Genomic DNA, 22478 nt, shown 5'->3' on the forward strand with positions numbered 1-22478 from the left:
ATGCACGTGGATAACTCCGGCCCGCAGCCGGTTTTCCCCACCCCTGCCGCCTGCCCGGCCGTCACCTCGAAAGACCTCTCCCCCATGGTTCACACCCCCGACCTCACCGAGTTCAGCACCGCTGGCCTGCCCCAGGTCAGCCAGAGGCAACTGCGTCTGCTCGAGGCCAGCAGTGAGATCGAACAGACCCCGGGGCAGCTGGCCTTCTCCACCCGGATCTGGGCTCAGCTCTCCTTGCCCTACAAGGACCCAGGCGAGCAGGTCCGGCACTGGACACGTCGCAACGGGAACACCACGGTCACGCTCTCCCCCGGCCCGGCCGGCTACCCCTACGGAGTGGTAGCTCGAAGTCTGCTGACCTGGATGTCAACCCAGGCGGTGCGCACCCGCTCCCGCCATCTGGACCCCGGCCCCTCCCTGCGCTCGTTCATGTCCAGCCTGGGCACCTACGCCCCCTCAGGAGCGAACCAGCGCCGCGTGATGGACCAGCTGCACCGCCTGAGCACGACCTCGATTCTGATCGAGACCCCCCGCGACCAGGGCACTACGCAGACGATCAACGGGCAGAGCTTCCTGGTCTCCTCCCGCTACCAGCTCACATACCAGAAGCCAGGCCATAAAACGGGCCATAACCATGCGGTGATCGAACTCAGCGAGGACTACTTCCGCGAGATCCTCCACTCCCCCGTCCCCGTGCTCACTTCCGCGCTAGGCGCCCTCGGCGGCAGCCCCATGAGACAAGACCTCTATGTGTGGCTGTGCTACCGAATGGCCACGCTCAATCGGGCCACGACCGTCTCCTGGGCCCAGCTGGAGGCGCAGTTCGGGGCCGAGTACCGCCAGCGACGCCAGTTCAAGGCCGCCTTCCTCAAGAATCTCGAGCAGGTGAAGGTGATCTACCCGAAGGCGCGGGTGGCCGTGCTCGACAAGGGCCTACGCCTGCACCCCTCCCCCACCCACGTCCCCAAGCCGGCACACCGGGACGTCCCTCTGCGCTCGCTCGGCTGAACACACTCGAGGGGCCCTCGAACCACTGGTTCGAGGGCCCCTCAGCTGTGGTCCGTCAGCGCTTGGGGAGCCAGAAGTCGAACACCGCGGCCACCAAGGCGCTGCGCGAGGGCGCCCCCAAGGCCTGGACCTGCTGATCCAGCCATGAGCGCTGCAGCTGATCAAGGCGCAACTGCACCTGGATACCCCCCTGCCCGCGGCCGGCGCCACGACGCCGCGGCATCCCAGAGCCCTGCGGCTTGTACCCCAGCGCCTCGAGCAGCTGCTCCTGGGAGAGCTCGTCGAATGCCATGACCAGCAGGTCGGTGTAGGTCATCTTCCGGCGGCCACGCTCGCGCTTGAGACGGTCCAGCACGGGCGCGGGCAGGTAGATAGCGACGTTGGAGACGACCAGCTCGTCCTCCTGCGGGTCGACGGTCGGGGCAGGCAAGACAGGGGCATGCGTGAACTCCTGCGTGGGTTCCACCGTGGATTCCTGCGTGAGTTCCCGCGTGAGATCTGGCGTAGCTGATGGTGCAGGTTCTGGCATGGAATGATGCACTGGGTATGGCGCAACTTCTGGCGTCTGAGCAGGGCGGTCAGCCGTGCGGCGGGCGTTGAAGAGGTTGCCGAGGTTGCTGGCGCGGTAGGTGGACATCAGCGCTGCCCTCCTTCCAGGGACTGGAGCCGGCCAAGGATCTCCTCGGCCAGAGCCGCGTAGTCACCGGCCACACCGTCCAGGCTCCTGGAGTGGAACGCCGGTCGGCGCCCGTCGCGGATCGCGGCGAACCGCTCCTGGTAGGCCTGGGCGACGTCGCCTTCAAGCTCGTGGATGAGCTTGCCGCGCTGGCGGGTATCCACGGCCGCCGCCGAGGAGTGGCGGATGCGGGCCGCGAAGACGGCCGGGTCGAAGGCCAGGCCGGCGAGCATCTCGTTCAGGACCTGCCGCGCGCCGGCCTCGATCTTCACGGCCTGGGAGTCGATGTCGAACAGGGCCACGCCCAGCAGCTGCACACCAGGGTTGGTCGTCTCGTGGACGTTGTGGAACCACTGACCCGTCTGTGCGACGCCGTCGTAGTTGCGCTCATCGGCCCTGGATACCAGCACGACGGCCTGGGCGTTGCTGAACACGGCCTCCACCAGGGGACGGTGTCCCGGGGAGGTGTCGAAGATGATCAGGTCCCAGTCCGGCAGGACAGCTGACAGGCTCTGGTGCAGCAGTTCAGCCAGGCTGGGGGCGCCGTATCCGCGGGCGACCTGGAGGCTGATGATCTCCTCCAAGCGGGGTCCGCTCTGCACGACCCCCAGGTTCTCGCGCCGCGGGTCCAGCGTGACAGGCAACGGAGCTCCGTCTTCAAGTGCCCGGCGAAGCTGAAGGCCATCCTGCGACTCGAGGCCAAGGTCTCGCCCCAGGTTGCCCTGGGGGTCGAAGTCGACAACGAGGGTGCGAATGCCGGCAGCGGCGGTCAGTCCGGCCAGGTTCGCGCAGACGGATGTCTTGCCGCAGCCGCCCTTGTTGTTGGCGACGGCGATGACGCCTTCAAGGCCAAGGTGCGTGGGGGTAGGGGTGGACACGAGGGGCCTCCTGAACTCGGTGATCTGACAGTGCGATCAGCCTACCGCATCCATCGGCAAAACACGAGAGATTTACCGAGTGAGTTGTGGTCTAGGTATGGCCCGCGTTATGGCATGGGAGACTCAGGCGAACTCCTGCTGGCATGGTGCGCCGACTGGCACAGATTATGGCGTTGAGTCAGGCGATGAGACGGCGAATGGCGGCCACGGCGCCCTCGTAGGCCGCCCGATTCACGCGGTAACGGAGCCGACGCCCACTGCGGTCAGCTGAGGGATCATCGGCCAGGACCACTCCGGCCGCCTCCAGCGCACGCAGGTTCACCCCCAGCGTGGAGCGGATCACCCCGAGCTCCGTCGCGAGTTGCTGGGCTGTGGAGCCAGGAGAGTGGGCGAGGGCGGACAGGATGTCGAGTCGGAGGCGGGAGCTGAACGCCGCGGCGGCGACATCCAGGGGGTCCGTGGGGGCAGGCGGGCGGGTCATGGGACTTTTCTACCCTCTGGAAGGGACACCATCCCTGCGCAGCGGCCTTATCCAGAGTGAAGAGGCGCCAACCTGCCATGAATTATGGCAGGTGCGGTACGCTTCACGGCGTAGGGACACATTCGGGAAAGGACGCCCACGGTGGCATTGAAGACGCGCAGCACCTCGGTCACAGCGACTGAGGACGCCCCCCAGGAGGGCACGCTGGCAGGCGGTACCGTCCGCCGCGGCCGGGCCACCGCCACACCGGTGGCCAAGCGCCGGGTCGGGGGAGTGGCTGTCGCTGCTGCGCTGGCCGTGGTGGGCGGAGTGGTCGCGTACTCAGCCTCCCTGACCAATGACGCACGCCCCTACCTGGTGGCCAACCAGGCGATCGAACGAGGCGACCGCATCGAGTCCTCGATGCTGACCACGGTCGATGTCGCCGGAGACCCCGGGTCCCTGGTGCCCGCCGACGAGTCGGGGACCGTGATCGGCCAGGTGGCCGTGACTGACCTGGAGTCGGGCAGCACCATCACCCGAACCTCCACAGCAGCCCGCGTCGGTGTCGACGACGGGCAGGCCCTGGTGGGCCTGGCCCTCGAGGCCGGACGCACTCCCTCCCGCGACTTGAAGGCGGGCGATCCGGTCCTGGTGGTGTTCACGCCGGGCAATGACAACGCCGACAAGGACAAGCGGGGAGAGTCGGTCGCCGCCGTCGTGGAGACCAGTGGCGTCAACGAGGCCAGCGGCAAGATCACCGTGGATGTGCGCCTCAGTGCCAAGGACGCACCCACGGTGGCCTCGTGGGCCGCCACGGACTCCGCCAGCGTGGTCATGCAGGGAGCGAAGAAGTGAGTGTGCTGACCCTGGCTTCCTTCGGGACCAGCCCCGGCGTGACGACCGCTGCCGTGGCGATGACCCTGTCCTGGCCCCGTCCGGTGTTGCTGGTCGAGGCTGACGCTTCCAAGCCCTCCTCGGTGTTGGCCGGCTGGCTGCAGGGGTCGATCCCCGCTGACAGTGGGCTGATCGGTGTGGCCCAGGCCTCGTTCCACCGCACGATCTCGGAGCAGGACGTCTGGGACCAGGCGGTGGAGCTCTCCGGGGCCGAGGCCACCACCGCTCGGTGGGTGCTGCCGGCGATCGCTGAGCCCCGTGCCGCGCGCGGGATGCGCTCGTTCTGGGCCGACCTGTTCGCCGTGCTACGCCGGATCTCCGAGCAGGACGTCGACGTGATTATCGACGCCGGCCGCGCCGAGGCCCCTTACGGGCGAGAGAGCCTGTGGGCCGACGCCGATCACCTGAACGTGGTTCTGCGCAGCGATCTGGTCTCCGTGGCCGCTACACGCTCCTACCTGCCCGAGCTGGTCACCGCCCGCACGGAGCGAGGGATCGGGGACTCGGTGTCACTGACGCTCGTGGAGGATCGAGCCCAGCGGCTGCCCTCCAAGGACGTTGCCACCGTCCTGGGCACCCCGGTGCGTGGACGACTGCCCCATGCAGCTGAGGCCGCGGCGCACTTCGGCGGGGGAGCCCGAGTGCCCACCCTGCGCCTGCGCCCCTACACCCGCGCGGTCCAGGCCCTGAACGCCTCGCTCGGGGACGCGTTGCTGAGCCGACGAGAGATTATCGAGAAGACTGAGCCCATGCAGGGGGAGCGATGAGCAACACCGGCCGCGACGACACCTCCCTGGACCTGCTCAACAGCCCGTACCTGACCGGGGCTCCGGCGCAGAAGACCGATCGGGTCTCACTGATCCCAGCTGCGGCTGGGGCCCATCTGAGCCGCCCACTCGGATCTCAGCTGGACTCGGTCACGCCCCTCACGGAACGCACCATCCCGGCGCCCTCCGCCGCGCAGGAGCCGACCCTGGAGACCTCGCCGGCACCGGAGGCCGCCCGGAACTCCCCGGACACCGAGATGAGCGCGTTCTGGTCGATCGTCAAGACCCTGCGCGACCGGGCCTCGGATCGCTACGCCGATGAGCTGGCCGGCCGGGAGGGCATCTCCGAGGACGAGCGGCAGTCCATGGGCTGGAAGCACATCGACTCCGTCATCGACGAGATGGACCGGGAGAACATGCAGACCGGCGGTCAGGCCGCCGCCTGGAGCTCCCAGGAGCGCCAAGCGCTGCGCCAGGCCCTGCGAGACGACATGTTCGGCCTGGGCCGGTTCCAGGCCCTTCTGGACGAGCCCGAGGTCGAGAACGTGCACATCAACGGCTGCGACCGCGTCTGGGTCGAGCTCGCCGGCGGACGCATGGAACCTCGCCCCCCGGTGGCCGACAGCGACGAGCAGCTGATGGCCGATCTGCAGTACCTGGCATCCCACGCGGGGGAGGAGTCCCGATCCTTCAGCGCCGCCTCCCCGGACCTGGACATGGACCTGCGCGGCGCGGTCCGTCTGGCCGCTACCGCCCCCCCGATCTCCAAGCGTCCGACCGCGGTCTTCCGCGTCCACCGCTTCGTGAACGTGACTCTGGACCAGATGGTCGAGACCGGCGTGATCTCCCCGTTGGCCTGCGACTTCCTCACCGCCTGCGTGAAGGCGCAGAAGACCATCGTGATCTCAGGCTTCGGCGGTGACGGCAAGACGACCCTGATGCGCTCCCTGGCCGGGCGCATCCCTCCCATGGAGCAGATCGTGACCATCGAGAAGGAGCGCGAGCTGCACCTGGACCGCCTGGACTCGCTGATGGTCCCCCCGATCGAGCTGCAGTACCGCCCGGGGGTGGGGGAGCGCACCGCGGACGGCTCTCGGATCGGGGAGTACACCCTGGCCCAGGCCATGGAGAAGGCCCTGCGACTGAACAGCCGTCGCATCCTCGTCGGCGAGGTCCGCGGCACCGAGATCACCGCGATGATCCAAGCCATGCAGACCGGCGCCGGCACGTTCTGCACCGTCCACTCCTACAGTGCCCAGGAAGCGGTCCACCGTCTGGTGGGTCTGGGCATGAATGAGTTCTCCGAGGCCTTCATGACCCGGCAGCTGGGCCACCACCTGGACATCGTCCTGCAGATGCGCAAGATCCAGGACGCCCAGGGTCTGTGGCGCCGCAAGGTCGTGACCATCGCTGAGGTCATGCCTGGAGACAGCGCCGACGGCATCTCCGTCGCACCGCTGTTCGAGATGCGCCCGGGCGACGACCACGCCCAGCCTGTGCAGCCCCCCGGGGACACCCGGCTGCGCGCTGACCTCGAGCGTGTGGGCTTCGACCTGACCCGAGTGGCAGGAGGCGCCTGATGCACACCCTGCTCATCACCCTGGGCACTGCACTGGCCGTGCTCGGACTCGGCCTGGCCGTGGTCAACTGGCGGTGGCCGGCGGAGCCGAAGGTGGCCGCCCCGGACTCCCGTCTGACCGCCATGGCCAAGCGCTTGGCCGCCCGATTCGACCGCAAGACCTGGATCGCGGTCGGCATCGCTGCCGCCGCCGGCTTCTTCCTGGCCCTGTTCACTCACTTGCTGGTGTACCTGCTGATCCTCCCGGCCTGCGTGATCCTGGTCCGCTTGGGGTTCAGTGCCGTCTCGACCACCAACCAGATCGACAAGCTCGCCCAGATGGAGATGTGGACCCGCTCCCTGTCCGGCCTGCTCACCTCCGGCGCCGGCCTGGAGACCGCCCTGATCGCCTCCCTGCCCAACGCCGGCCCCCTGATCCGGGAGGACATCGGCCGCCTCGTGGCGCGCATCCGGGCCAGCTGGAGCACCACGGACGCGCTGCGCCACCTCGGCTACGACCTGGCCGACCAGACCGGAGACCTGATCGTCATGCACCTGAACCTGGCCGCCATGCAGCGCGGCCGCGGCCTGGTCAATGCCCTGGAGGACCTGGCCGCCGCGGTCGAGGAAGAGGTGGCCAAGCGCCGCTCGATCGTCTCGGACCGCGCCGGCGCACGCCGCGAAGCCCGGATCGTGATCCTGTTCGTGGTCGGCGCCCTGTGCGTGACACCGATGATGGGAGGACCGATGGCCGCCTACCAGAGCCCGGCCGGGCAGATCATCTTCATCGCCCTGGCCTCGATCACCGCGCTGTTGATCTTCTGGATGACCCGCGTGGTCGCCCCCCAGCCCCAGATCCGGCTGCTCACCGCAAGGAGCTCCGCATGATGATCATCGCCGGCATGCTCTTCGGGCTGGCCCTGACCGCCCTGCTCTGGCCTCTGCTGCCGGAGCGCCCGCGCCTGTCCCTGGCCGCCCTGCCCGGGGCCCCCGGGCCGGAGATCACCCCCAGCGCCGCGCTCTCGTGGAAGGAGCGGGCTTCCCAGTGGGCCATGGCGCACCTGCCCGCCAGCATGATCCACGGCCTCAGCGACGCCGACCTGGATGTGCTGGGGACCACCCGGTCACGGCACACCTGGGCCAAGATCTACGGCGCGGCCCTGATGCTGGTGGTCGGCCTGTCCCTGAGCGTGGGTGCGCAGGTGTTCTACTCCATGCCCCTGTGGCTGTCGCTGGTGCTGGTGGGCCTGCTCGTCGCCGTCGTGTGGCTCGCCCCGGACGCAGAGGCCCGCAAGCAGGCAACCAAGGCCCGACGCGAGTTCGCCCGCGCGGTCGCCGTGTACGTGGAGCTGATGGCGGCCGAGCGCAGCCGCAACGCCCAGCCCACCGTGGCGCTGGAGAACGCGGCCGCCATCGGGGACTCCTGGGCCTTCCAGCGCATCCGCCAGGAACTCGTCCGGGCCCGCTTCTCCAAGGTCCAGCCCTGGGTCGCGCTCGAAGAGCTCTCCGTGCAGCTCCAGGTCCCAGACCTCGCCGAAGCAGCCCGTGTGATGCGCCTGTCAGGAGACAATGGAGCCAGCGTCTACGAACCGCTTCGAGCCCTGGGCCGGAACCTGCGGGTGCGCATGCTCAACGAGGAAGCCGCCCGAGAACACGAGGCCTCTGGCCGCATGAAGAACATCATCATGCTCATCGCTTTGATGTTCACCGTGATCGTCCTTACGCCGATGATGTTGACGTTGATCTCAGCGTGAGACGCTTCCGCCTCACCCGAGGCAGAAGAACCCGACAGGAGAGCGCCGAGACCGACTCGGTGCCGATGAAAGGACATGAGGACCCACCATGAACACCCTGATGCAGCAGTACCTGGTCCTGCGCTCCATGCTCACCGAGAAGGCCGAGGACGAGACCGGGGCCGAGACCATCGAGATCATCCTGGGCGTCATCGGCGCCGTCGCGCTGGCCGCGGCAATCTGGGCCGGCATCAACGCCTACGGCCAGGGAAAGATCGGGGATCTCGGCTGATCCCGGACCCGAGAACGACACGAGCAGGAGGGCAGATGATCCACCCCGCAGCACTGATCCAGCGCCTGCGCGAGAACGAGGCCGGTGCCTCGAGCATCGCCAGCGCGTTGATCACCCCCGTCGCCCTCCTGCTCGTGCTCGCCGTCCCGCAGGCGGGGGCCTACTACCAGGCCTCCACGGTGGCCCAGGCGGCGGCCAACGCCGCCTACAGCGCCTCCCGCCTGATGGAGGGCTCTGCCGCCGAAGGCCGCCAGGCCGCCCAGCAGGTCCTGGCCCAGCACGAAGGCAGCCTGCGAGGAGCCGAGGTGAGCATCTCCGCCAGCGGGGACCGCATGACGGTCACCGTCTCGGGCACCGCCCCCACGTTCACCGGGGAGTGGCTCAGCCCCCCGGTCACCCGATCCATCACCGGCCCCGTCGAGAAGGTGGTGAGATGACTATGACCGGTCTGCTCTGTTCGCTGCGTGCTCTGGTCCGTCAGGAGCGAGGGGAGTCCGGCATCGGGCTGCTCTACATCGCCCCGGCCATCGGCATGCTGATCCTCATGGCCCTGGTCGCCGGCCGCCTGGGCGCGGCCCAGACCTCACTGGAGGCTGCTGTGGGCGTCGCCGTCCGCGAGGCCACCTTGGCCGACACCCCGGGGCAGGCCCAGTCCAACGCCCAGTCCTCTGCGCGGATGACCCTGGACCAGGCCGACTTCACCTGCGGCGGTCAGAGCCTGGTCATGGACACCTCCGCGCTCAACAACGCCCCCGGGGTCCCGGGAGAGGTCACCGCCACCATCGAGTGCTCCGTTCCGCTGGCCAACCTCGCCGTCCCCGGCGTCCCCGGCTCCTGGACCCTGACCGCCGAAGCCGCGTCCCCCGTGGACACCTACCGAGAGAGGCGCTGATGAGCACCACGACCCTGACCTCGATCAGAGACTGGCTGCGCCGCGAGGACGGCGAGAGCTCCTTCCTGGTCCTGCTGCTGGTGCCCGTGATCGTGCTCGTCGGCTTCGGCCTCAGCGTCGACTGGGCCGGCAAGGTCCGCGCCTCCGAGGAGGCCGTGACCATCGCACTGCAGGCCGCCCGCTCCGGCGCCAACGCCGGCGTGCAGGCCGCGGCCGCCGAGGGGGAAGAGGTGCAGCTGGATCGCGCAGAAGCGGCCCGGGCCGCCCAGCAGTTCCTCGCCCAGTCAGGGGCCACCGGCACCGTCAGGACCACGAACACGAAGGTGACCGTCGACGTCACCGTCGAGTACCACCCCAAGTTCATTCCCGTCGGCGTCCTCACCGGACAGGGAACCGGGACCTCAAGCATCAGCCAGAACACGATCTGACCATGAAGGAGACCACCATGATCCGTCAGAAGAAGCTCACCGCCACCGCAGGCGCGGCCCTGTCTGCTGCTCTGCTCCTGACCGGCTGCACCGACGGGGGACAGGAGAGCCCCACCAGCGAGACGACGCCAGCGAGCGCGTCGGAGTCGTCGCCGGCACCGATCCCGGAGAACCCGTTGTCGTCCTCGGCGGCGCCGATCCCGGAGAACCCGTTGGACAACGGGTTCCCGGACTTCGAGCCGGTGACCTCGGAGCAGCCGGCCACGGACAAGGAGGCCACCGCGCGCGCGTTCGAGACGGTGGAGCTGATGTACGAGGTGTCAGGTGAGGCGCTGCGCAGTGGTGACCCGGAGAATGCTGGCGAGCTGTCCGTGGCCGCCACGGGAGGGATGCTCGAGCGTGAGATGGAGCTGGTAGAGGGCGTCCTAGGCAAGGGGGTCACCTATGAGGGCGAGTCCACGGTGGAGCTGATCGAGTCGGAGGTGGCCCCGTCGGCTCGGCAGGACGGGACGCTGATCGAGCGGGCGACGGTGCACCTGGTGGTGTGCGAGGACAACTCGCAGGTGAAGATCACCGGCAAGGACGGGGAGGCCAAGAACACCGGTGATGACCGATTCCGGGTGAACTACCGGGTGTCGTGGAATGAGCGGGCGGAGACGTGGGCGGTGGTGTCCACGTCGCTGCCGAAGCTGGATGGGCCGGAGGAGACGGAATGCTGATGCGTACGCGGGACAGGTGGGGGGCGGCGGGGGCGGCCCTGGTGCTCGGGCTGGGGGCGCTGACGGCGGCCCCGGCGGCGTCGGCCGTCGAGGTTGACGCCCGGTGCGCGAGAGGAGGGGGCGGTTCGGAATGCGTGTTCGAGGCGACGCAGCCGGTGATGCCGGGTGGTACCGCCCCGGAGGGTGGCACCGCCCCGGCGCAGCCGGTCAGCGGGGAGCCCAAGCGGGCCAACTTCTGCGAGATCAACATCCCGGAGGGGAGCACGCGGGACTGGAAGTTGCCACTGAGTTGTGAGGCCAACTGGGATCCGGTGAATGAGTGCATCTGGACAACGATGTCCCCGCAGCCTGCCCCTCCGCCCGGGGCTGATCCGACCCGGGGCGCGTGGGAGGAGTGCAAGCCCCTGGGGGGCACGCTGCTGCTGGGCCAGCAGGCCGATGTGCGGTGGTGGGAGTCCACGGCGGCTGGGTCGGCGTCTCCGGCGGAGGCGGCCCGGACGGTGGTGGCGCGGCTGCCGTTGGAGGGGATCGAGATTGGGATGGTGCCCAAGCCCGAGGCAGAGGACGGAGTTGGGGCGGTCGGGCTGCCCGCGTGGATGTGGGTGAAGAACACGGATGACCCGGCCGCGTGGGGGCCATACACGGCCACGGAGACAGTGGACGGGTTGGAGGTGACGGCCACGGCCACGCCGTTGTTCGTCACCTGGGACATGGGTGATGGGACGCAGGTGGTCTGCGAGGGCCCTGGCACCCCGTACGAGAGGTCGTTCGGGAAGAAGGAGTCCCCGACCTGCGGGCACACCTACATGGAGATGGGCAACTACACGGTCACCGCGATCACCACATGGAGCGTGGAGTGGTCGGCCGGGGGTGAGTCCGGGGTGATCGAGACCCTCACGCGGAGCTCTCAGCCGGTGAAGATCGGCGAGTTCCACGCCCTGAACGTGAAGCCGTGACGCGCCGCACCCAAGATACCCGTATGTGTCTGACGGTTAGCGCTAGACTGCCCCCATGAGCATGACCTCGAAGAGCAAGCCGCGAGGGCGGAGGAGTGACTACAGGGGTGACCGCGTGCCTGTGACGACAAAGCTGCCGCGGCCCTACAAGGAGAAGCTCGAGGCCTACGCCGAAGCCACGGGCGACTCAATGGCAGAGATCATTGCTCGCAGCACCATTGGGTTCCTGGACTCTGTGGACCTTACTGATTCCCCCGAGCAGGAGACCCTCGATTTGAAGATCGCATGAATGACGAAGGCGGACCCGCGCCAACGGATCCGCCTTCGTCGTCTGAAGCTTGACTAGATTCTCATCCCCACGAATCGCATCTAGTCGATTGAAGAAACCCACCCTTCAGAAAGGATTTGTTTCAGCTGATTCTGTTGTGAAGTCTCGCGCCGACTTCTGCTCCGCCAAGAGATCAGTCGGCGCCGTCAACCTCCCGCAGGAGGCCCACGTCGTATCCCCCGGAAGGAGGTACGTCGATCTTGACGTGCCCTAGTCTACCGAATCTGTTTCTCCATGGCACGTCCCCCCTGGGGGGCGGGCCGACTCCGCGGCACCCCGCGCCCTCACCAGCACGGCCACCCCGCGGCGCTCGTCGGCGCCGCAGGGGGAGGATCACGAACCCGAACCGCGCGGACTGGCGGCGGGTGAACCGGGCCCGTGAGACCGACCCGGCCGTGGTGCTCTCCCGCGTGCCGGCCGGCTCCCAACGCGTAGCCGCCCTGGACGAGGCCATCCCCGCGCTCGAGGCCCTGCCGGCGTTCGATCAGCTGGGCCCGCGACGTCGTCAGCTGATGCGCCGGCTGATGGCCGCCCTGGTGGCCGCCGCGGATGTCAGGTCCATGACATCCCGGCCTGGGCATGCCCGCCTGGAGGTGATGGTGGGGCGCAAGAGCAGCACCGTGTCCGCGGCGATCCGGTGGCTGCGTGAGCAGGGTGTGCTGGGCCTGGTCGCAGGCGGGCGCTCTGCCCGGTACGCGGCCCCGGGGCCAGACGGGAAGCGGATCAACGAGGCCGCGGTCTATGTGCTGTGCAAGACGGTGGCGCTGCAGGTGGCTCGGCTGATGCGGCGGTCCCAGAGCAGTGGGGGAGCGATAACGGATCAGCAGGTGCGGGTGCGGCGGTTCATCGACGTGGCGCTGGGTGTGGAGAGAAGTTGGACCCCTACCTCGTTAGAGGACACACCAGTAGTTCTAGAACAAACCACGCACGCGCGGGAAAGGCCGCAGACGGAGCTCTGGCCGGTGCATGCATCGGTGCGCACTCGTCGTCAGCAGCTCGCAGCAGCCAGAGCATTGCAGGATCGGGTCCTGAGCCTGCGTGCGCTGTCGGCCCGGGATGTTCGTTCCCTGGTCCGGGGGTTCTTCGAGGCTGGCTGGACGGTCGCTGATGTGCTGCACGGGCTCGAGCATGCACCTGCCGGTGCCCACCACCTGGACAGCTTGGGAGTCGGGCAGGACACCTCGCGTGTGCGCGGGCATGTGCGATGGCGCCTGGGACACTGGCTGGAGGCAGACGGCCAGGTGAGTACCTCGATCTCTCAGCGGCTGCAGCGACGCCGTCAGCGCGATCTCCTCGAGCAGAAGGCCCAGCGCGAGGCGGCAGCACATGCTCGAACGGCGGCGGCGTCCCCGTCATCGGCGCTCAGGCAGGCCGCGTTGAAGAAGATCCGGGCGGATTTCGCTCGACGTCGGCTGGAGCGGGAGTCACGTCTGGCCCGCGCCACCCCACCTCCCCTAAACTGAGGTGAGATAAACACAAGAGGGACATGGGGGAGCAGGCTATGCCTACTGCCTGATGAGACCCCTGAAACCACCATCTTGAGGCGGAGACACGACGATGCGCACTCTCAAAGGCCTGGGAGCACTGCTGGTGCTGCTGCTGCTCATGGTCGGCATCCCAGCAGCCCTGATCCTGTTCGCCGGCAACCCGATCCCCACCATGCCCGAGCTGCAGCAGGCACTGACCGGCGTCGACTTCGGCGGCACCTTCCTGCTCGGCACCATCCTGCCGCTGATCGGCTGGGGCTTCTGGGCTTCGTTCGTGTTCTCCGTGCTCGTGGAGGCCCGTGCAGCCCTGAACAACGTCACGGCCCCGCAGCTGGCGGGGCTCCGCCCGCAGCAGGCCCTGGCTGGCGCCCTCGTGGCGGCCGTGCTGGCCATCGGAGCAGGTACCCCGGCCACGGCCATGACTGCCCAGCCGAGCACCAACGGGTCCTCGATCTCCACCCAGCTCGAGGACACCCCGACACAGCCCACCGACCAGGCCGACGCGCGGCAGTACACCATCCAGACCGGAGACACCCTCTGGGGCGTGGCCGAACAGAAGCTTGGCGACGGCTCACGGTGGAGCGAGTTGGCCGAAGGGCTCAAGAACCGCCCCCAGGCTGACGGCACAACGATGAGCGACCCCAACCTCATTTACGCCGGATGGACCGTGGAACTGCCCGGCGATCAGACCGCCTCCAATGGGCAGAGGACGGCTCCCACCGATCAGGCCACGGACCAGCCCGACATCGCACCCGAGGCCCCGGCCAGCGAGTCGGCCCCGGCCACGGAGCAGGCTCCTGCATCCGAGCAGGCACCGGCAACGCCGCCGGCAAGTGTCCCCGGCGAAGTCGTCCCGCAGAGCGAGCGCGAACAGTCCCCGGCCCCGGACCAGGAGGCCTCGCCGGTACCCGGGGCAGCGTTCGTGGTCGCCCCGGATCAGCCGGCCTCAGATCGGGCCGAGGCAGAGACCGCGCAGCCCGAACAGGTGGAGTGGTCCACCCTGGGCGGGATCGGCGCCTTCGCCGCTGCGGGACTGCTTGGTGTGCTGGGCGCACGTCGGGCGATGCAGCGCCGGCGCCGGCGTCCGGGCCAGCAGGTGCCGATGCCCGAGGCAGAGCATGCCCAGATCGAGGCGCAGCTGAAGGTCGTCGCCGAAGCTGAGCAGGCAGACGAGCTCGACGTCGTGCAGCGATGGCTGGCCCGCTGGGCCCAGCAGTCCGGCACGACCTTGCCCGAGCTGTTTCTGGTACGCGTCTCGGCCCAGGAGATCGCGCTGTACCTGATGGGACCGGCGCAGCTGCCGGCCCCGTTCGTGGCCGCCGCTGAGGACGGCACGGTGTGGACCCTGCAGTCCGGGGCGATCGAGTTGGATGCGGATCTGCCCAGCGCCCCCTGGCCGGGCCTGGTCACCGTGGGCCAGGACGACACGGACGCTCAGGTCCTGCTGGACCTGGAGCGGCTGGGCACGCTGGGCATCGAGGGCGACCCGCAGCTGGCACCGCAGGTACTCGATGCCATGGCCGTGGAGCTGGCCACGGCAGCCTGGAGCGAGAACGTGCAGGTCACGCTGGTCGGCGTCGCCCCGGGCTTGGCCTCGGTCGTCGGCGGAGACCGGGTGCGTCAGATCGACGACCTGGACCACCTGATCCGCCTGCTCCAGGGCAAGGCCGAGGACACCCGTGCCGCGCTCACCGAGCAGGGCGCCGCGAACCTGGACGAGGCCAAGTCCATGAGCGCTGAGGGCGATTGGGCCCCCGAGATCGTGCTGCTGGGACTGCACCCGGACCAGGACCAGGCCCGACAGATCAACGAGCTGGCCGCGGCGATCCCGCATCTGGGCATCGCGGCAGTGACGACCTCGAACCCCCTGGACGCACAGTGGGTGCTGACCCTGGAGGACGAGCGCAACGCTGACCTGCAGCCCACCGGCCAGCACCTGCGCCCGCAGCTGGTCACCCCCGAGGAGACCGAGCAGATCACCCAGGTGCTGGCCACCGCCCTGCAGCAGCCCCAGGACACCGGGAAGACCTCCACACGCATCGACCCGGCCGAGGTGCTGAACCCGAGCAAGCACCTGACGGCGGTCCCTGACCCGCACGAGCCCGCAGCTGACCAGGACGAAGAGCCGACCGGGCAGACCCCGCAGGTGAGCATCAGTGTCGCCGACGAGCGCACCCTGGATCAGTACCTGATCCCCGCTGAGCAGACAGAAGACGCCCACGACCCGGCCGGCGAGCTCGACGACCAGGACCTGCAGCCCGTGGTCGAGGAGCAGACCCCTGAGAAGACTGCCCCCCAGCTCGAGACCACCGCGGAGCAGCCAGCCCAGGACGAGCCCGACGACACCCCTGCCGAGCAGGCGGCGACCGAAGGTGCCCTCGAGCCCGAGGACGACGCAGCCCCGGATGCCGCGGGCCATCAGCAGGAGCCCGAGCAGGCCACCCGCGAGTCGGCCGAGGAAGACGCCCAGGACCAGGCGCCGGCGGGTCAGCCGGACACTGCCGACCAGGAACAGCGTGCTCCTGCGGCCACGGTCAGCCAGCTCTCTGCCCAGAGCCCCAAGGACGACCTCGAACGGGACGCCGCCCAGATGCTCGAGCAGAAGCACTCCGGCGCGCCGATGATCCGGCTGCTGGGCGAGATGAAGGTCATCGGCGCCCGCGGCACCGCGCCGATCAGCGCGTCCAACGGCAAGGTCTCCCAGGCCCAGGAAGCCCGGTGTGTGGCGCTGGCCGCGTTCTTGTCGCTGCACCCCGGGGCCACCGCTGAGCAGGTCCACGCCGCGTTCTGGCCCAACGCCCGCCCCGAGGGCAGTGCAGCCTCCTCGAACCGGAACAAGCTGGCCACGCACACCCGGCGCCTGCTGGGCCAGGCCGAGGACGGGACCGTGTACTTCCCGGCCGTGACCACCACCGAGGGCTACCGGCTGGACGAGTCCGTGCTGACTGACTGGCAGGTCTTCCAGGAGCTCGTCGGCGCCGACCCGGTCACCGCCTCCACGCCCTCGCTGCTGGCAGCGATGCAGCTGGTCCGCGGAGAGCCCTTCGCTCACGCCAAGCCCAGGAACATCGCCTGGGCGGACGAGTTGGTGCAGCAGATGACCCAGCGCATCTGCGACGCCGCTCACGAGCTCGTCGCCCGCTCCCTGGCCTCCGGCAACACCGAGCATGCCCGCCTGGCCGCGCGCGCCGCGCGCGCCGCGGACCCGGCCAACGAGGCCGCCTGGCGCGATGCGATGCTCGCCGAGGCCGCCGCCGGCCGCCGCGACGAGGTCGCCCGCCTGGTCGAGGGGCTCCACGCCTACCTCGAGGACTTCGAGGACGGGCTGGAGCCGGAGGAAGAGACCGCCGAGCTCATCGAGCAGCTCAGGAACCACGGCTACCGTGTCGCATCCTGAGGCCCCCGCCGCCACCGGCCCGGCGCCGTACCCGCTGCCCCCCACGGCCGTACGGCGCGGGATCGGTGCCGGCGGGGCGTTGACGGCCGCGGCCGGCGTGCCCGCCCTCGCCGCGACCGAGCAGCTCAGTCTCGCCCAGTCACACCTGCTCATCTGCCTGATCGCCCTGGTCCCACTGGGCATCTACATCGGGCGGGTCGACCGGTCCGTGCACCGGATACCGAACTGGGCCGTCGCCGCCCTGGCCCTGATCCACCTCGGCGCCGCGGCGGGGGTGGCCGCCGCCGGCGGGCAGGCCGCCGCGCTCACGGCCCTGGCGCTGACCGGGGCAGCAGCGGTCATCTTCACCTCCCTGCACCTGCTCGGGGGCACCGGCATGGGCGACGTCAAGTTCGTCACCGCCGCCGCTGCCGGCCTGGGCGTCCATGGTCCCGGAGCGTGGGTGCTGGCCGTGACCCTGTCCTACCTGCTCGCCGCGACACTCGCGGCCATCCCGCGGCTGCTCACCGGCCGCCGCCACGAGAAGATCCCCCTGGGCCCCTACCTGGTCGCCGGGCACCTGATCGTGCTTCTCGTGCTGCTGCTGACCGCCTGACCTACGATCAGCCCATGCCTCGGACCCGGATCTTCACCGTCCGCGACCGACGCGCACTGACCGCGGTGCTCACGGCCGGGCTGCGCCACACCGACATCGACACGATCATCCACTCTCACCCCGTGCCGGGGGACCCCGGGCACGACGCAGGCAAGGCCGGCCGCGTCGGACTGCTCACCGCCACGCTGCTGGCCAGGAGCGACCACACCGGACTGGCCCAAGCCCTGACCATGGCCGACACCACCAAGGTCATCTCCGCCGGCCACGGGCCCGCCCTGCAACGACTGCGCACCAAGGCCGGAGACGTCCCCGCCGCCGAGACCCCCACCCCGCCCGGCGCCCCCGGTCCCACGCCAGCCGCCGACCCGGACCCCGAGCCGACACCCCACCTCGACGACACCCCCGCCGTCGAGCTCGGCGACACCCCTGCCGCGGAGATCGAGCCCCAGGAGCGCTCGGCGTTGCCGGTGCTCACGCTGGATGGCCTTGAGATGGACCACCCCATCGTGGCCATCCTCGTGGACGCTGGCGTGCAGGTGCTCCCCAGCACCGATCAGGCCCCAGCCGGGCACCTGGTGCTCTCGGCGACACCCCCTGCCGAAGAACACCACCGCCCAGGAAGGGACATCCGCGCCCCCGACGGGCCTTCTGCATGATGAGGCGCCCCGGACGAGGCGCCCGCCATCAGCAGGCCCCGACCCCCGACGCCTGCCCCACCGAAAGGCACGATCATGCTGATGCTCTACACCCGCCCCGGCTGCGGCCCCTGCGCCGGCCTCAAGCGCCGCCTGACCACCATGGACCTGCCCTTCACCGAGGTGGACATCACCCAGGACCCGGCCGCCGCCGCCCGGCTCAAGGAGGCAGGGTTCACCACCGTCCCGGTCCTGGAGGACACCGCCACCGGGCAGATGTGGCCGGGAGTGGACACCGAGAAGCTCACCGAGGCCAAGCGGCGCCACGACCGTGCCCAGGCCGTGAACCCCTGCTTCGAGCTCGGTCAGATCGAGGCTGACGAGCCCCTGCAGTGGACTCCGACCAGCGGCAACCTGCTGGTGGTCGGTGACCGGGGCAGTGGCAAGTCAGCCATGCTCGGCCGGGTCCTGCAGGCAGTCGCCGGCGCCGGTTGGCAGGGGTGGGCCGTCGGAGTCGACGCCCGCTGCTGCGCCCCGAGAGATCACCGCGTGCAGGTGTGCACCGCCGACGTCGAAGACCAGCTCGAGCGGATCACCAGCGCCTACGAGCTGATGGAGCAGCGCTACCAGCTGATGGAGCAGGCTCAGCTGGCCCAGGAGTGTCCGCAGCAGGTGCAGCCGATCGTCCTGGTCCTGGACGACTACGAGGACCTGCGCCAGCGCTGGGCCGATCTGGGCGCTCAGGGCCATCCCGGGGCTGACCAGGCCGAAGCTGCTCTGATCAGCATCGCCCGACTGGGACGGGCCGCGGGCCTGCACCTGGCCGTCGCCTGCCGGGGCATCGCCCACCACCTCGGCCCGACTATGGTCGACTGCGGCTCCACGGTGGTCCACACCTCCCTGTGGGGCACCGTCCCGCTCGCAGACCTGGCCCATGCGCACTGAGAAACACCCCGAGACCGAACAGCAGCCGGCCGGCGAGCCCACCCCGGTGCTCGCCGGCCAGCTCGATGCCCTGGAACTACTACCCGACTGGCATTAGGACAATGTAGAGTTGTTCTAACTGTCAGATCGCCGAGGAGGGGTCCCCCATGGCCTACCGCAAGTTCCAGGGCGGCGCGATGCGCGAGCAGGAGCGCCACCCCACCTTCCGCCCGGCGCCGTACCGTCATCTGGGCGAGCGCAAAAACCTCTGGGCGGACTACGTCACTGGACGCGGCGTGCTCGACAACGGCACCACCGTGCCCCCCAAGATCGGCCCGCGCCGGAAGAACCCGAACCTGACCGACATGCTCGACACCGCCGCAGCCGTCGGGGTGGACCGGATCATGTTCACCGGCAAGGTCCCCATGATCGACCGCGGCCAGCGCCACTGGCTGCTCGTGCAGACTCCCGGTTGGATCGACGCGGGCCACTTCATGGGCTCGCCGCCAGTGGGCCGGTTCGAGCACCGACAGACCGGCAAGCGCATCCAAGTCGCCGCGGCCAGCACCTGGTTCGGCGACACCCCCCTGACGCCCGAGCAGGCCCGCCTGGCCTGGCAGGCGCTCGGGAACATCATCGAGGCCAAGTTCCGGGACGGGAAGCTGATGGACACCCCCACAGCCACCGGCAGCAACCTCTGGGCCCTGTCCCTGCCGAAGAACCTCGAGCCCTATCCGCTGGCCCCGGACATCGCAGAGGAGATGCACCGCACCTCCGGGCAGCACCACGTCGAGCACCTCGTGGCCGGGGAGTCCTCCGACCCTCACGAGGACTGCATCCCCCTGCTCGACCCAGACACGACCCCCAAGATCGACGGGTTCGCCTACGTCGACGGCAGGTTCATGTACGCCGCCGTCTGCTCCGAGCTCGGCGTGGGCCCCGGGGAACGGCTGAACCGGGCCGCCACCGCGGACCTGCTGCGGGAGAACCCCTACGCCCGCGCCCGCATCCACGTGAGCTTCACCGTCCCCCAGGACTGGAACCACATCGGGATCTTCGGGGTCCGTCACGAGAGCGTGCGCGAGGGCTGGTACTGGCCCAACCGCCCCGGAGCCACCGGACACACCTGGATCGACGCGGCCGAGTGGCACGTTGCCCAGCGCTTCGGCTGGCAGGTCGACCCGATCGAGTCGGTGGTGTTCAACACCCGTACCCCGGCCGCACGCGATCGCAACCGCCTCACCGCTGCCCGCCCCCTGGACACCTGGCAGGCGCGCCTGACCGAGGCCCGTGCCGCGGTCGCGGCCGATGCAATGATGTCCGAGACCATCAAGGCCGCCGTCACCGCGGCGCTGCGTTCAATCCTGATCAACACCGTCGGCAACTTCGCCTCCCGAGGCCGCGATCAGACCCATGTCACCTTTGACCCCAAGGAGATCCCCGCCGACGCCGCCGACGTCAACCAGCGCGGCAAGGCCTTCATCTGGACGGAGAAGGCCCGTTGGAACTCCCAGGCCGAGCGCTACTACCACCCCGAGCTGGCCATGCAGGTCTGGGGCCGGGCCCGGGCGCGCATGCTCTCCGGGCCCATGGCCGACGGGCAGTACGGCGGTGCCCTGCACGTGCCGCCCCAGACCCTGCTCGGGGTGCGCGGAGACGCGATCTACACCACGCAGATCCCGCAGTGGTCCCTGCCCGTGGAGCGCGGCGGCGCCGACGACGGCCGGGTGGGGCGAATGCGCCTGCAGGGCTACCTCGAGGGTCCGATGAAGATCCCCACCAACGAAGCCGAACGCAACAAGCTGCGCCGCAAGGCCGCGGCCACCGGCGTGGACGCCGCCTACTCCGAGTTCGAGCTGCAGAGTCGCCCCGACGACGACGGCGCCGGCTACCTGCCGGGGGAGGAGGACGCCGGTGAGTGAGCCCACCGAGCAGCTCAGCCCTGCAGAGCTCGTCCAGCGCTCCCGCGAAGCCTACGGGCTGACCTGGAAGGAGATGGGCGCGGCCATGAACCGCTCCCCTCGCATGATCCAGAAGATCGCCCGCGGGGAGAGCTCCGGGGAGTCCTACCGCGGGGCGCTGACCGAGCTCTACGAGCGAGGCACCGTCTCCGCGGCCCCGCCCCGACGCCGCAACGCCGCCGGCAAGCTGGTGCCCGTGCGAGCCAAGGCGGGGGCCAAGAAGCCCACGATCACCCCCAGGGACACCCGCCCGGGCGGCACCGGGCGCTCCGTGGGCGCCTACCGCTCCGAGACCGTCCACCTGCCCGACGGCAACCGCATCCACCACATCGTGGTGCCCAAGGGCCGCGGCCAGGCTGCCCGGGATGCTGCGGACCGGGAGATGCGCACCAAGCTGACCAACATCGCCCGCGGCACCCGATGGGCGGACAAGCGCGTGCGCGTGCGGGCCACCGTCGACATCGGAGGCGGTCAGACCCGCACCTTCGACGTCGGCTCCAAGGGCGGGTACCTCTCCAACGACATCGTCGCGGACATCCGCTCCCGCAGCGGAGGCAGCGTGAAGGCCTGGGTCTCCTCCCAGGTCGGAGACCGCTACGCCCAGGACTCCGTGGCCCAAGGACAGCTGGTTGGCTTGTCCCTGACCACCTTCAACGCCACCCGCTCCAAGGAGGAGCGCGTGGCCCAGGACGCCGCCGGCACCCGCCGGTGGGGACGCCGAGGAGGCACCAGTAGATGGAAGTGACGCCCCACCCACCGGTCAGGCGCTGGCAGGAGGAGCTCGACCCGGCCGCTCAGCTCGGCCCCTACCAACCCCCCGTGGTGCTGCTGGACCTGCTGGCCCGCCTGTTGGGGGCCGAGTCCTACGCGGCCGCCGACGAGCCCCGGCGACGTCGTATCCGTGCGACCGCCGAACAGATCCGCTCCGCCGGCCTGGACCCGCGCGTGATCGGTCTGGTCGCCGAACCGCGGATCACCGAGTTGATGGGGGTGTCCGAGACCACCGGCCGCTCCACCCGCCAGCGTGACAAGGCCTTCCCGCGTGCCGTCGTGCGCGGGCGCCTGTGGTGTGAGCCGGACGTCATCGACTACCTCGCGCACCGCCAAGAGACCTCTCCGCGTCCCGGGGCGTTGCGCAGTGCCCGCGTCGCCCACCGAGAGAAGACCCAGGAGGGCCTGCGCCCATGAGCCTCATCTTCAAGAACGACATCGCCGTCTGCCCGCACTGCGGACAGCTCGCCGGATTCGGGGTCGATTCCCGCGTCCAGGTCCTCCCCGACCTGGGCGAGTGGGGTGATGAGGACTACGAGGCCATCACCGCCCAGCGTGAGCACCGGGCCGGCGCCACCGAAGTCATCGTGGTCAGCTGCAAGGCGTGTGGAGACGCAGTCGTCCTGATGGACATCTGGGGCAAGGATGAGGACCAGAGCCAGCCGATCGTCCGCAAGATGATCGCCCCCGCCACCGCCACCCGTGCATTGCCGGCCGAGACACCCGAAGCCGTGAAGTCCCTGTTCCAGGAAGCCAGCGTCTGCGAGGCTGCCGGGGCGCTGCGCGCCGCTGGCGTGCTCTACCGGGCCGTCGTCGAGGAGCTCGTCAAGGACCAAGGGGGCACGGGCAAGGACCTGTTCCACCAGATCGACAGCCTGCAGGGCCGACTCGAGGAGGACCTGCTCGAGGATCTCCACGAGTCCAGAGTCATCGGCAACGAGAGCGTCCACCACGGCGTGACCTTCGAGACCGAGGAGATCGGGGACCTGGCGTCGGCGCTCCAGGAGGCATGCCGCGTGCTCTACGAGGTTCCAGCACAGCGACAGCGCTATCGCGCCCAGCGGGCGGCGCGGGTGCAGGCGCGCAAGGGGAAACGCTGAGCACGAGCCGGCGGAG

The 22478-nt window shown here is 69.6% G+C and carries 25 protein-coding genes; 22 read left to right on the forward strand and 3 right to left on the reverse strand.

The features are described from left to right. The first annotated feature begins 84 nt into the window (after positions 1–84). The gene (locus tag AC0VX0_RS11850; protein ID WP_475452078.1) at positions 85–1008 is read left to right on the forward strand and encodes a replication protein RepA; all 924 of its coding nucleotides are present in this window, start codon (positions 85–87) and stop codon (positions 1006–1008) included. A gap of 55 nt (positions 1009–1063) precedes the next feature. On the opposite strand, the gene AC0VX0_RS11855 is transcribed toward AC0VX0_RS11850, so the two are convergent. The 3 genes from AC0VX0_RS11855 to AC0VX0_RS11865 form a co-directional block, all read right to left on the reverse strand. Then, positions 1064–1438, reverse strand: a complete 375-nt coding sequence (locus AC0VX0_RS11855) for a hypothetical protein (protein WP_475452080.1) — start codon at positions 1436–1438, stop codon at positions 1064–1066. A gap of 206 nt (positions 1439–1644) precedes the next feature. After that, entirely contained in the window at positions 1645–2562 is a 918-nt protein-coding gene (locus tag AC0VX0_RS11860) for a ParA family protein (RefSeq protein ID WP_475452082.1), read from the reverse strand. A 178-nt stretch (positions 2563–2740) separates the two neighbouring features. Further along, a complete protein-coding gene (locus AC0VX0_RS11865) occupies positions 2741–3043 on the reverse strand; it encodes a winged helix-turn-helix domain-containing protein (RefSeq protein WP_095347666.1) in 303 nt (100 codons plus the stop codon). A 141-nt stretch (positions 3044–3184) separates the two neighbouring features. Here AC0VX0_RS11865 and AC0VX0_RS11870 point away from each other — a divergent pair, with 141 nt between their 5' ends. The 21 genes from AC0VX0_RS11870 to AC0VX0_RS11970 all read left to right on the forward strand — a co-directional run bounded on the left by AC0VX0_RS11870 (position 3185) and on the right by AC0VX0_RS11970 (position 22462). Further along, positions 3185–3880 (forward strand): SAF domain-containing protein, encoded by a 696-nt coding sequence (locus AC0VX0_RS11870; protein ID WP_475452084.1) that lies wholly within the window; start codon positions 3185–3187, stop codon positions 3878–3880. 2 nt (positions 3881–3882) lie between these two features. Beyond that, the gene (locus AC0VX0_RS11875) at positions 3883–4686 is read left to right on the forward strand and encodes a hypothetical protein (RefSeq protein ID WP_475452086.1); all 804 of its coding nucleotides are present in this window, start codon (positions 3883–3885) and stop codon (positions 4684–4686) included. Continuing rightward, positions 4683–6266, forward strand: coding sequence for a CpaF family protein (locus AC0VX0_RS11880; RefSeq protein WP_475452088.1), 1584 nt, complete (start codon positions 4683–4685; stop codon positions 6264–6266). Before AC0VX0_RS11875 ends, AC0VX0_RS11880 begins: the two co-directional genes overlap by 4 nt. Next, a complete protein-coding gene (locus tag AC0VX0_RS11885) occupies positions 6266–7132 on the forward strand; it encodes a type II secretion system F family protein (RefSeq protein ID WP_475452090.1) in 867 nt (288 codons plus the stop codon). Before AC0VX0_RS11880 ends, AC0VX0_RS11885 begins: the two co-directional genes overlap by 1 nt. Continuing rightward, the gene (locus AC0VX0_RS11890) at positions 7129–7998 is read left to right on the forward strand and encodes a hypothetical protein (RefSeq protein WP_095347661.1); all 870 of its coding nucleotides are present in this window, start codon (positions 7129–7131) and stop codon (positions 7996–7998) included. Before AC0VX0_RS11885 ends, AC0VX0_RS11890 begins: the two co-directional genes overlap by 4 nt. 88 nt (positions 7999–8086) lie before the next feature. Further along, positions 8087–8269 (forward strand): hypothetical protein, encoded by a 183-nt coding sequence (locus AC0VX0_RS11895; protein WP_036314648.1) that lies wholly within the window; start codon positions 8087–8089, stop codon positions 8267–8269. A gap of 35 nt (positions 8270–8304) precedes the next feature. Next, positions 8305–8706 carry a hypothetical protein gene (locus AC0VX0_RS11900; protein WP_036314650.1) on the forward strand — a complete coding sequence of 134 codons (402 nt, stop codon included), beginning with the start codon at positions 8305–8307 and terminating at the stop codon, positions 8704–8706. Beyond that, positions 8703–9161: a TadE/TadG family type IV pilus assembly protein gene (locus tag AC0VX0_RS11905; protein ID WP_475452093.1), complete on the forward strand. Its 459-nt coding sequence runs from the start codon at positions 8703–8705 to the stop codon at positions 9159–9161. Before AC0VX0_RS11900 ends, AC0VX0_RS11905 begins: the two co-directional genes overlap by 4 nt. After that, on the forward strand, positions 9161–9589 hold the full coding sequence (locus AC0VX0_RS11910; RefSeq protein ID WP_051995245.1) for a hypothetical protein: 429 nt from the start codon (positions 9161–9163) through the stop codon (positions 9587–9589). The genes AC0VX0_RS11905 and AC0VX0_RS11910 overlap by 1 nt, the downstream gene beginning before the upstream one ends. A 2-nt stretch (positions 9590–9591) precedes the next feature. Further along, the gene (locus tag AC0VX0_RS11915; protein WP_396752207.1) at positions 9592–10308 is read left to right on the forward strand and encodes a hypothetical protein; all 717 of its coding nucleotides are present in this window, start codon (positions 9592–9594) and stop codon (positions 10306–10308) included. Further along, positions 10302–11264, forward strand: coding sequence for a hypothetical protein (locus AC0VX0_RS11920; protein ID WP_475452096.1), 963 nt, complete (start codon positions 10302–10304; stop codon positions 11262–11264). The genes AC0VX0_RS11915 and AC0VX0_RS11920 overlap by 7 nt, the downstream gene beginning before the upstream one ends. Positions 11265–11319: 55 nt before the next feature. After that, on the forward strand, positions 11320–11553 hold the full coding sequence (locus AC0VX0_RS11925; protein ID WP_036314654.1) for a hypothetical protein: 234 nt from the start codon (positions 11320–11322) through the stop codon (positions 11551–11553). Positions 11554–11987: 434 nt separating this feature from the next. Beyond that, positions 11988–13055 (forward strand): hypothetical protein, encoded by a 1068-nt coding sequence (locus AC0VX0_RS11930; protein ID WP_475452098.1) that lies wholly within the window; start codon positions 11988–11990, stop codon positions 13053–13055. Positions 13056–13149: 94 nt separating this feature from the next. Further along, positions 13150–16476 (forward strand): BTAD domain-containing putative transcriptional regulator, encoded by a 3327-nt coding sequence (locus AC0VX0_RS11935; RefSeq protein WP_475452100.1) that lies wholly within the window; start codon positions 13150–13152, stop codon positions 16474–16476. Beyond that, positions 16463–17071, forward strand: coding sequence for an A24 family peptidase (locus AC0VX0_RS11940; RefSeq protein ID WP_406891735.1), 609 nt, complete (start codon positions 16463–16465; stop codon positions 17069–17071). The genes AC0VX0_RS11935 and AC0VX0_RS11940 overlap by 14 nt, the downstream gene beginning before the upstream one ends. Before the next feature lie 14 nt (positions 17072–17085). Next, on the forward strand, positions 17086–17727 hold the full coding sequence (locus AC0VX0_RS11945) for a hypothetical protein (protein ID WP_406891734.1): 642 nt from the start codon (positions 17086–17088) through the stop codon (positions 17725–17727). Positions 17728–17802: 75 nt separating this feature from the next. After that, positions 17803–18651 (forward strand): glutaredoxin domain-containing protein, encoded by an 849-nt coding sequence (locus AC0VX0_RS11950; RefSeq protein WP_475452102.1) that lies wholly within the window; start codon positions 17803–17805, stop codon positions 18649–18651. Between the two features lie 146 nt (positions 18652–18797). Beyond that, positions 18798–20552, forward strand: a complete 1755-nt coding sequence (locus AC0VX0_RS11955) for a hypothetical protein (RefSeq protein WP_475452104.1) — start codon at positions 18798–18800, stop codon at positions 20550–20552. Beyond that, the gene (locus AC0VX0_RS11960; RefSeq protein ID WP_406891726.1) at positions 20545–21336 is read left to right on the forward strand and encodes a hypothetical protein; all 792 of its coding nucleotides are present in this window, start codon (positions 20545–20547) and stop codon (positions 21334–21336) included. Before AC0VX0_RS11955 ends, AC0VX0_RS11960 begins: the two co-directional genes overlap by 8 nt. Further along, on the forward strand, positions 21327–21779 hold the full coding sequence (locus AC0VX0_RS11965) for a hypothetical protein (protein WP_406891725.1): 453 nt from the start codon (positions 21327–21329) through the stop codon (positions 21777–21779). The genes AC0VX0_RS11960 and AC0VX0_RS11965 overlap by 10 nt, the downstream gene beginning before the upstream one ends. Then, entirely contained in the window at positions 21776–22462 is a 687-nt protein-coding gene (locus AC0VX0_RS11970) for a DUF4145 domain-containing protein (protein WP_406891722.1), read from the forward strand. Before AC0VX0_RS11965 ends, AC0VX0_RS11970 begins: the two co-directional genes overlap by 4 nt. The last annotated feature ends 16 nt before the right edge of the window (positions 22463–22478 follow it).

The sequence above is a fragment of the Micrococcus sp. iso_26 genome, assembly GCF_056172975.1.

What these genes read in the sequence shown, in the direction of transcription:
- AC0VX0_RS11850 (WP_475452078.1), top strand. Translation starts at nt 85, where the DNA reads ATGGTTCACACCCCCGACCTCACCGAGTTCAGCACCGCTGGCCTGCCC.
- AC0VX0_RS11865 (WP_095347666.1), bottom strand. Translation starts at nt 3,043, where the DNA reads ATGACCCGCCCGCCTGCCCCCACGGACCCCCTGGATGTCGCCGCCGCG.
- AC0VX0_RS11880 (WP_475452088.1), top strand. Translation starts at nt 4,683, where the DNA reads ATGAGCAACACCGGCCGCGACGACACCTCCCTGGACCTGCTCAACAGC.
- AC0VX0_RS11885 (WP_475452090.1), top strand. Translation starts at nt 6,266, where the DNA reads ATGCACACCCTGCTCATCACCCTGGGCACTGCACTGGCCGTGCTCGGA.
- AC0VX0_RS11890 (WP_095347661.1), top strand. Translation starts at nt 7,129, where the DNA reads ATGATGATCATCGCCGGCATGCTCTTCGGGCTGGCCCTGACCGCCCTG.
- AC0VX0_RS11895 (WP_036314648.1), top strand. Translation starts at nt 8,087, where the DNA reads ATGAACACCCTGATGCAGCAGTACCTGGTCCTGCGCTCCATGCTCACC.
- AC0VX0_RS11900 (WP_036314650.1), top strand. Translation starts at nt 8,305, where the DNA reads ATGATCCACCCCGCAGCACTGATCCAGCGCCTGCGCGAGAACGAGGCC.
- AC0VX0_RS11905 (WP_475452093.1), top strand. Translation starts at nt 8,703, where the DNA reads ATGACTATGACCGGTCTGCTCTGTTCGCTGCGTGCTCTGGTCCGTCAG.
- AC0VX0_RS11910 (WP_051995245.1), top strand. Translation starts at nt 9,161, where the DNA reads ATGAGCACCACGACCCTGACCTCGATCAGAGACTGGCTGCGCCGCGAG.
- AC0VX0_RS11915 (WP_396752207.1), top strand. Translation starts at nt 9,592, where the DNA reads ATGAAGGAGACCACCATGATCCGTCAGAAGAAGCTCACCGCCACCGCA.
- AC0VX0_RS11920 (WP_475452096.1), top strand. Translation starts at nt 10,302, where the DNA reads ATGCTGATGCGTACGCGGGACAGGTGGGGGGCGGCGGGGGCGGCCCTG.
- AC0VX0_RS11925 (WP_036314654.1), top strand. Translation starts at nt 11,320, where the DNA reads ATGAGCATGACCTCGAAGAGCAAGCCGCGAGGGCGGAGGAGTGACTAC.
- AC0VX0_RS11935 (WP_475452100.1), top strand. Translation starts at nt 13,150, where the DNA reads ATGCGCACTCTCAAAGGCCTGGGAGCACTGCTGGTGCTGCTGCTGCTC.
- AC0VX0_RS11945 (WP_406891734.1), top strand. Translation starts at nt 17,086, where the DNA reads ATGCCTCGGACCCGGATCTTCACCGTCCGCGACCGACGCGCACTGACC.
- AC0VX0_RS11950 (WP_475452102.1), top strand. Translation starts at nt 17,803, where the DNA reads ATGCTGATGCTCTACACCCGCCCCGGCTGCGGCCCCTGCGCCGGCCTC.
- AC0VX0_RS11955 (WP_475452104.1), top strand. Translation starts at nt 18,798, where the DNA reads ATGGCCTACCGCAAGTTCCAGGGCGGCGCGATGCGCGAGCAGGAGCGC.
- AC0VX0_RS11965 (WP_406891725.1), top strand. Translation starts at nt 21,327, where the DNA reads ATGGAAGTGACGCCCCACCCACCGGTCAGGCGCTGGCAGGAGGAGCTC.
- AC0VX0_RS11970 (WP_406891722.1), top strand. Translation starts at nt 21,776, where the DNA reads ATGAGCCTCATCTTCAAGAACGACATCGCCGTCTGCCCGCACTGCGGA.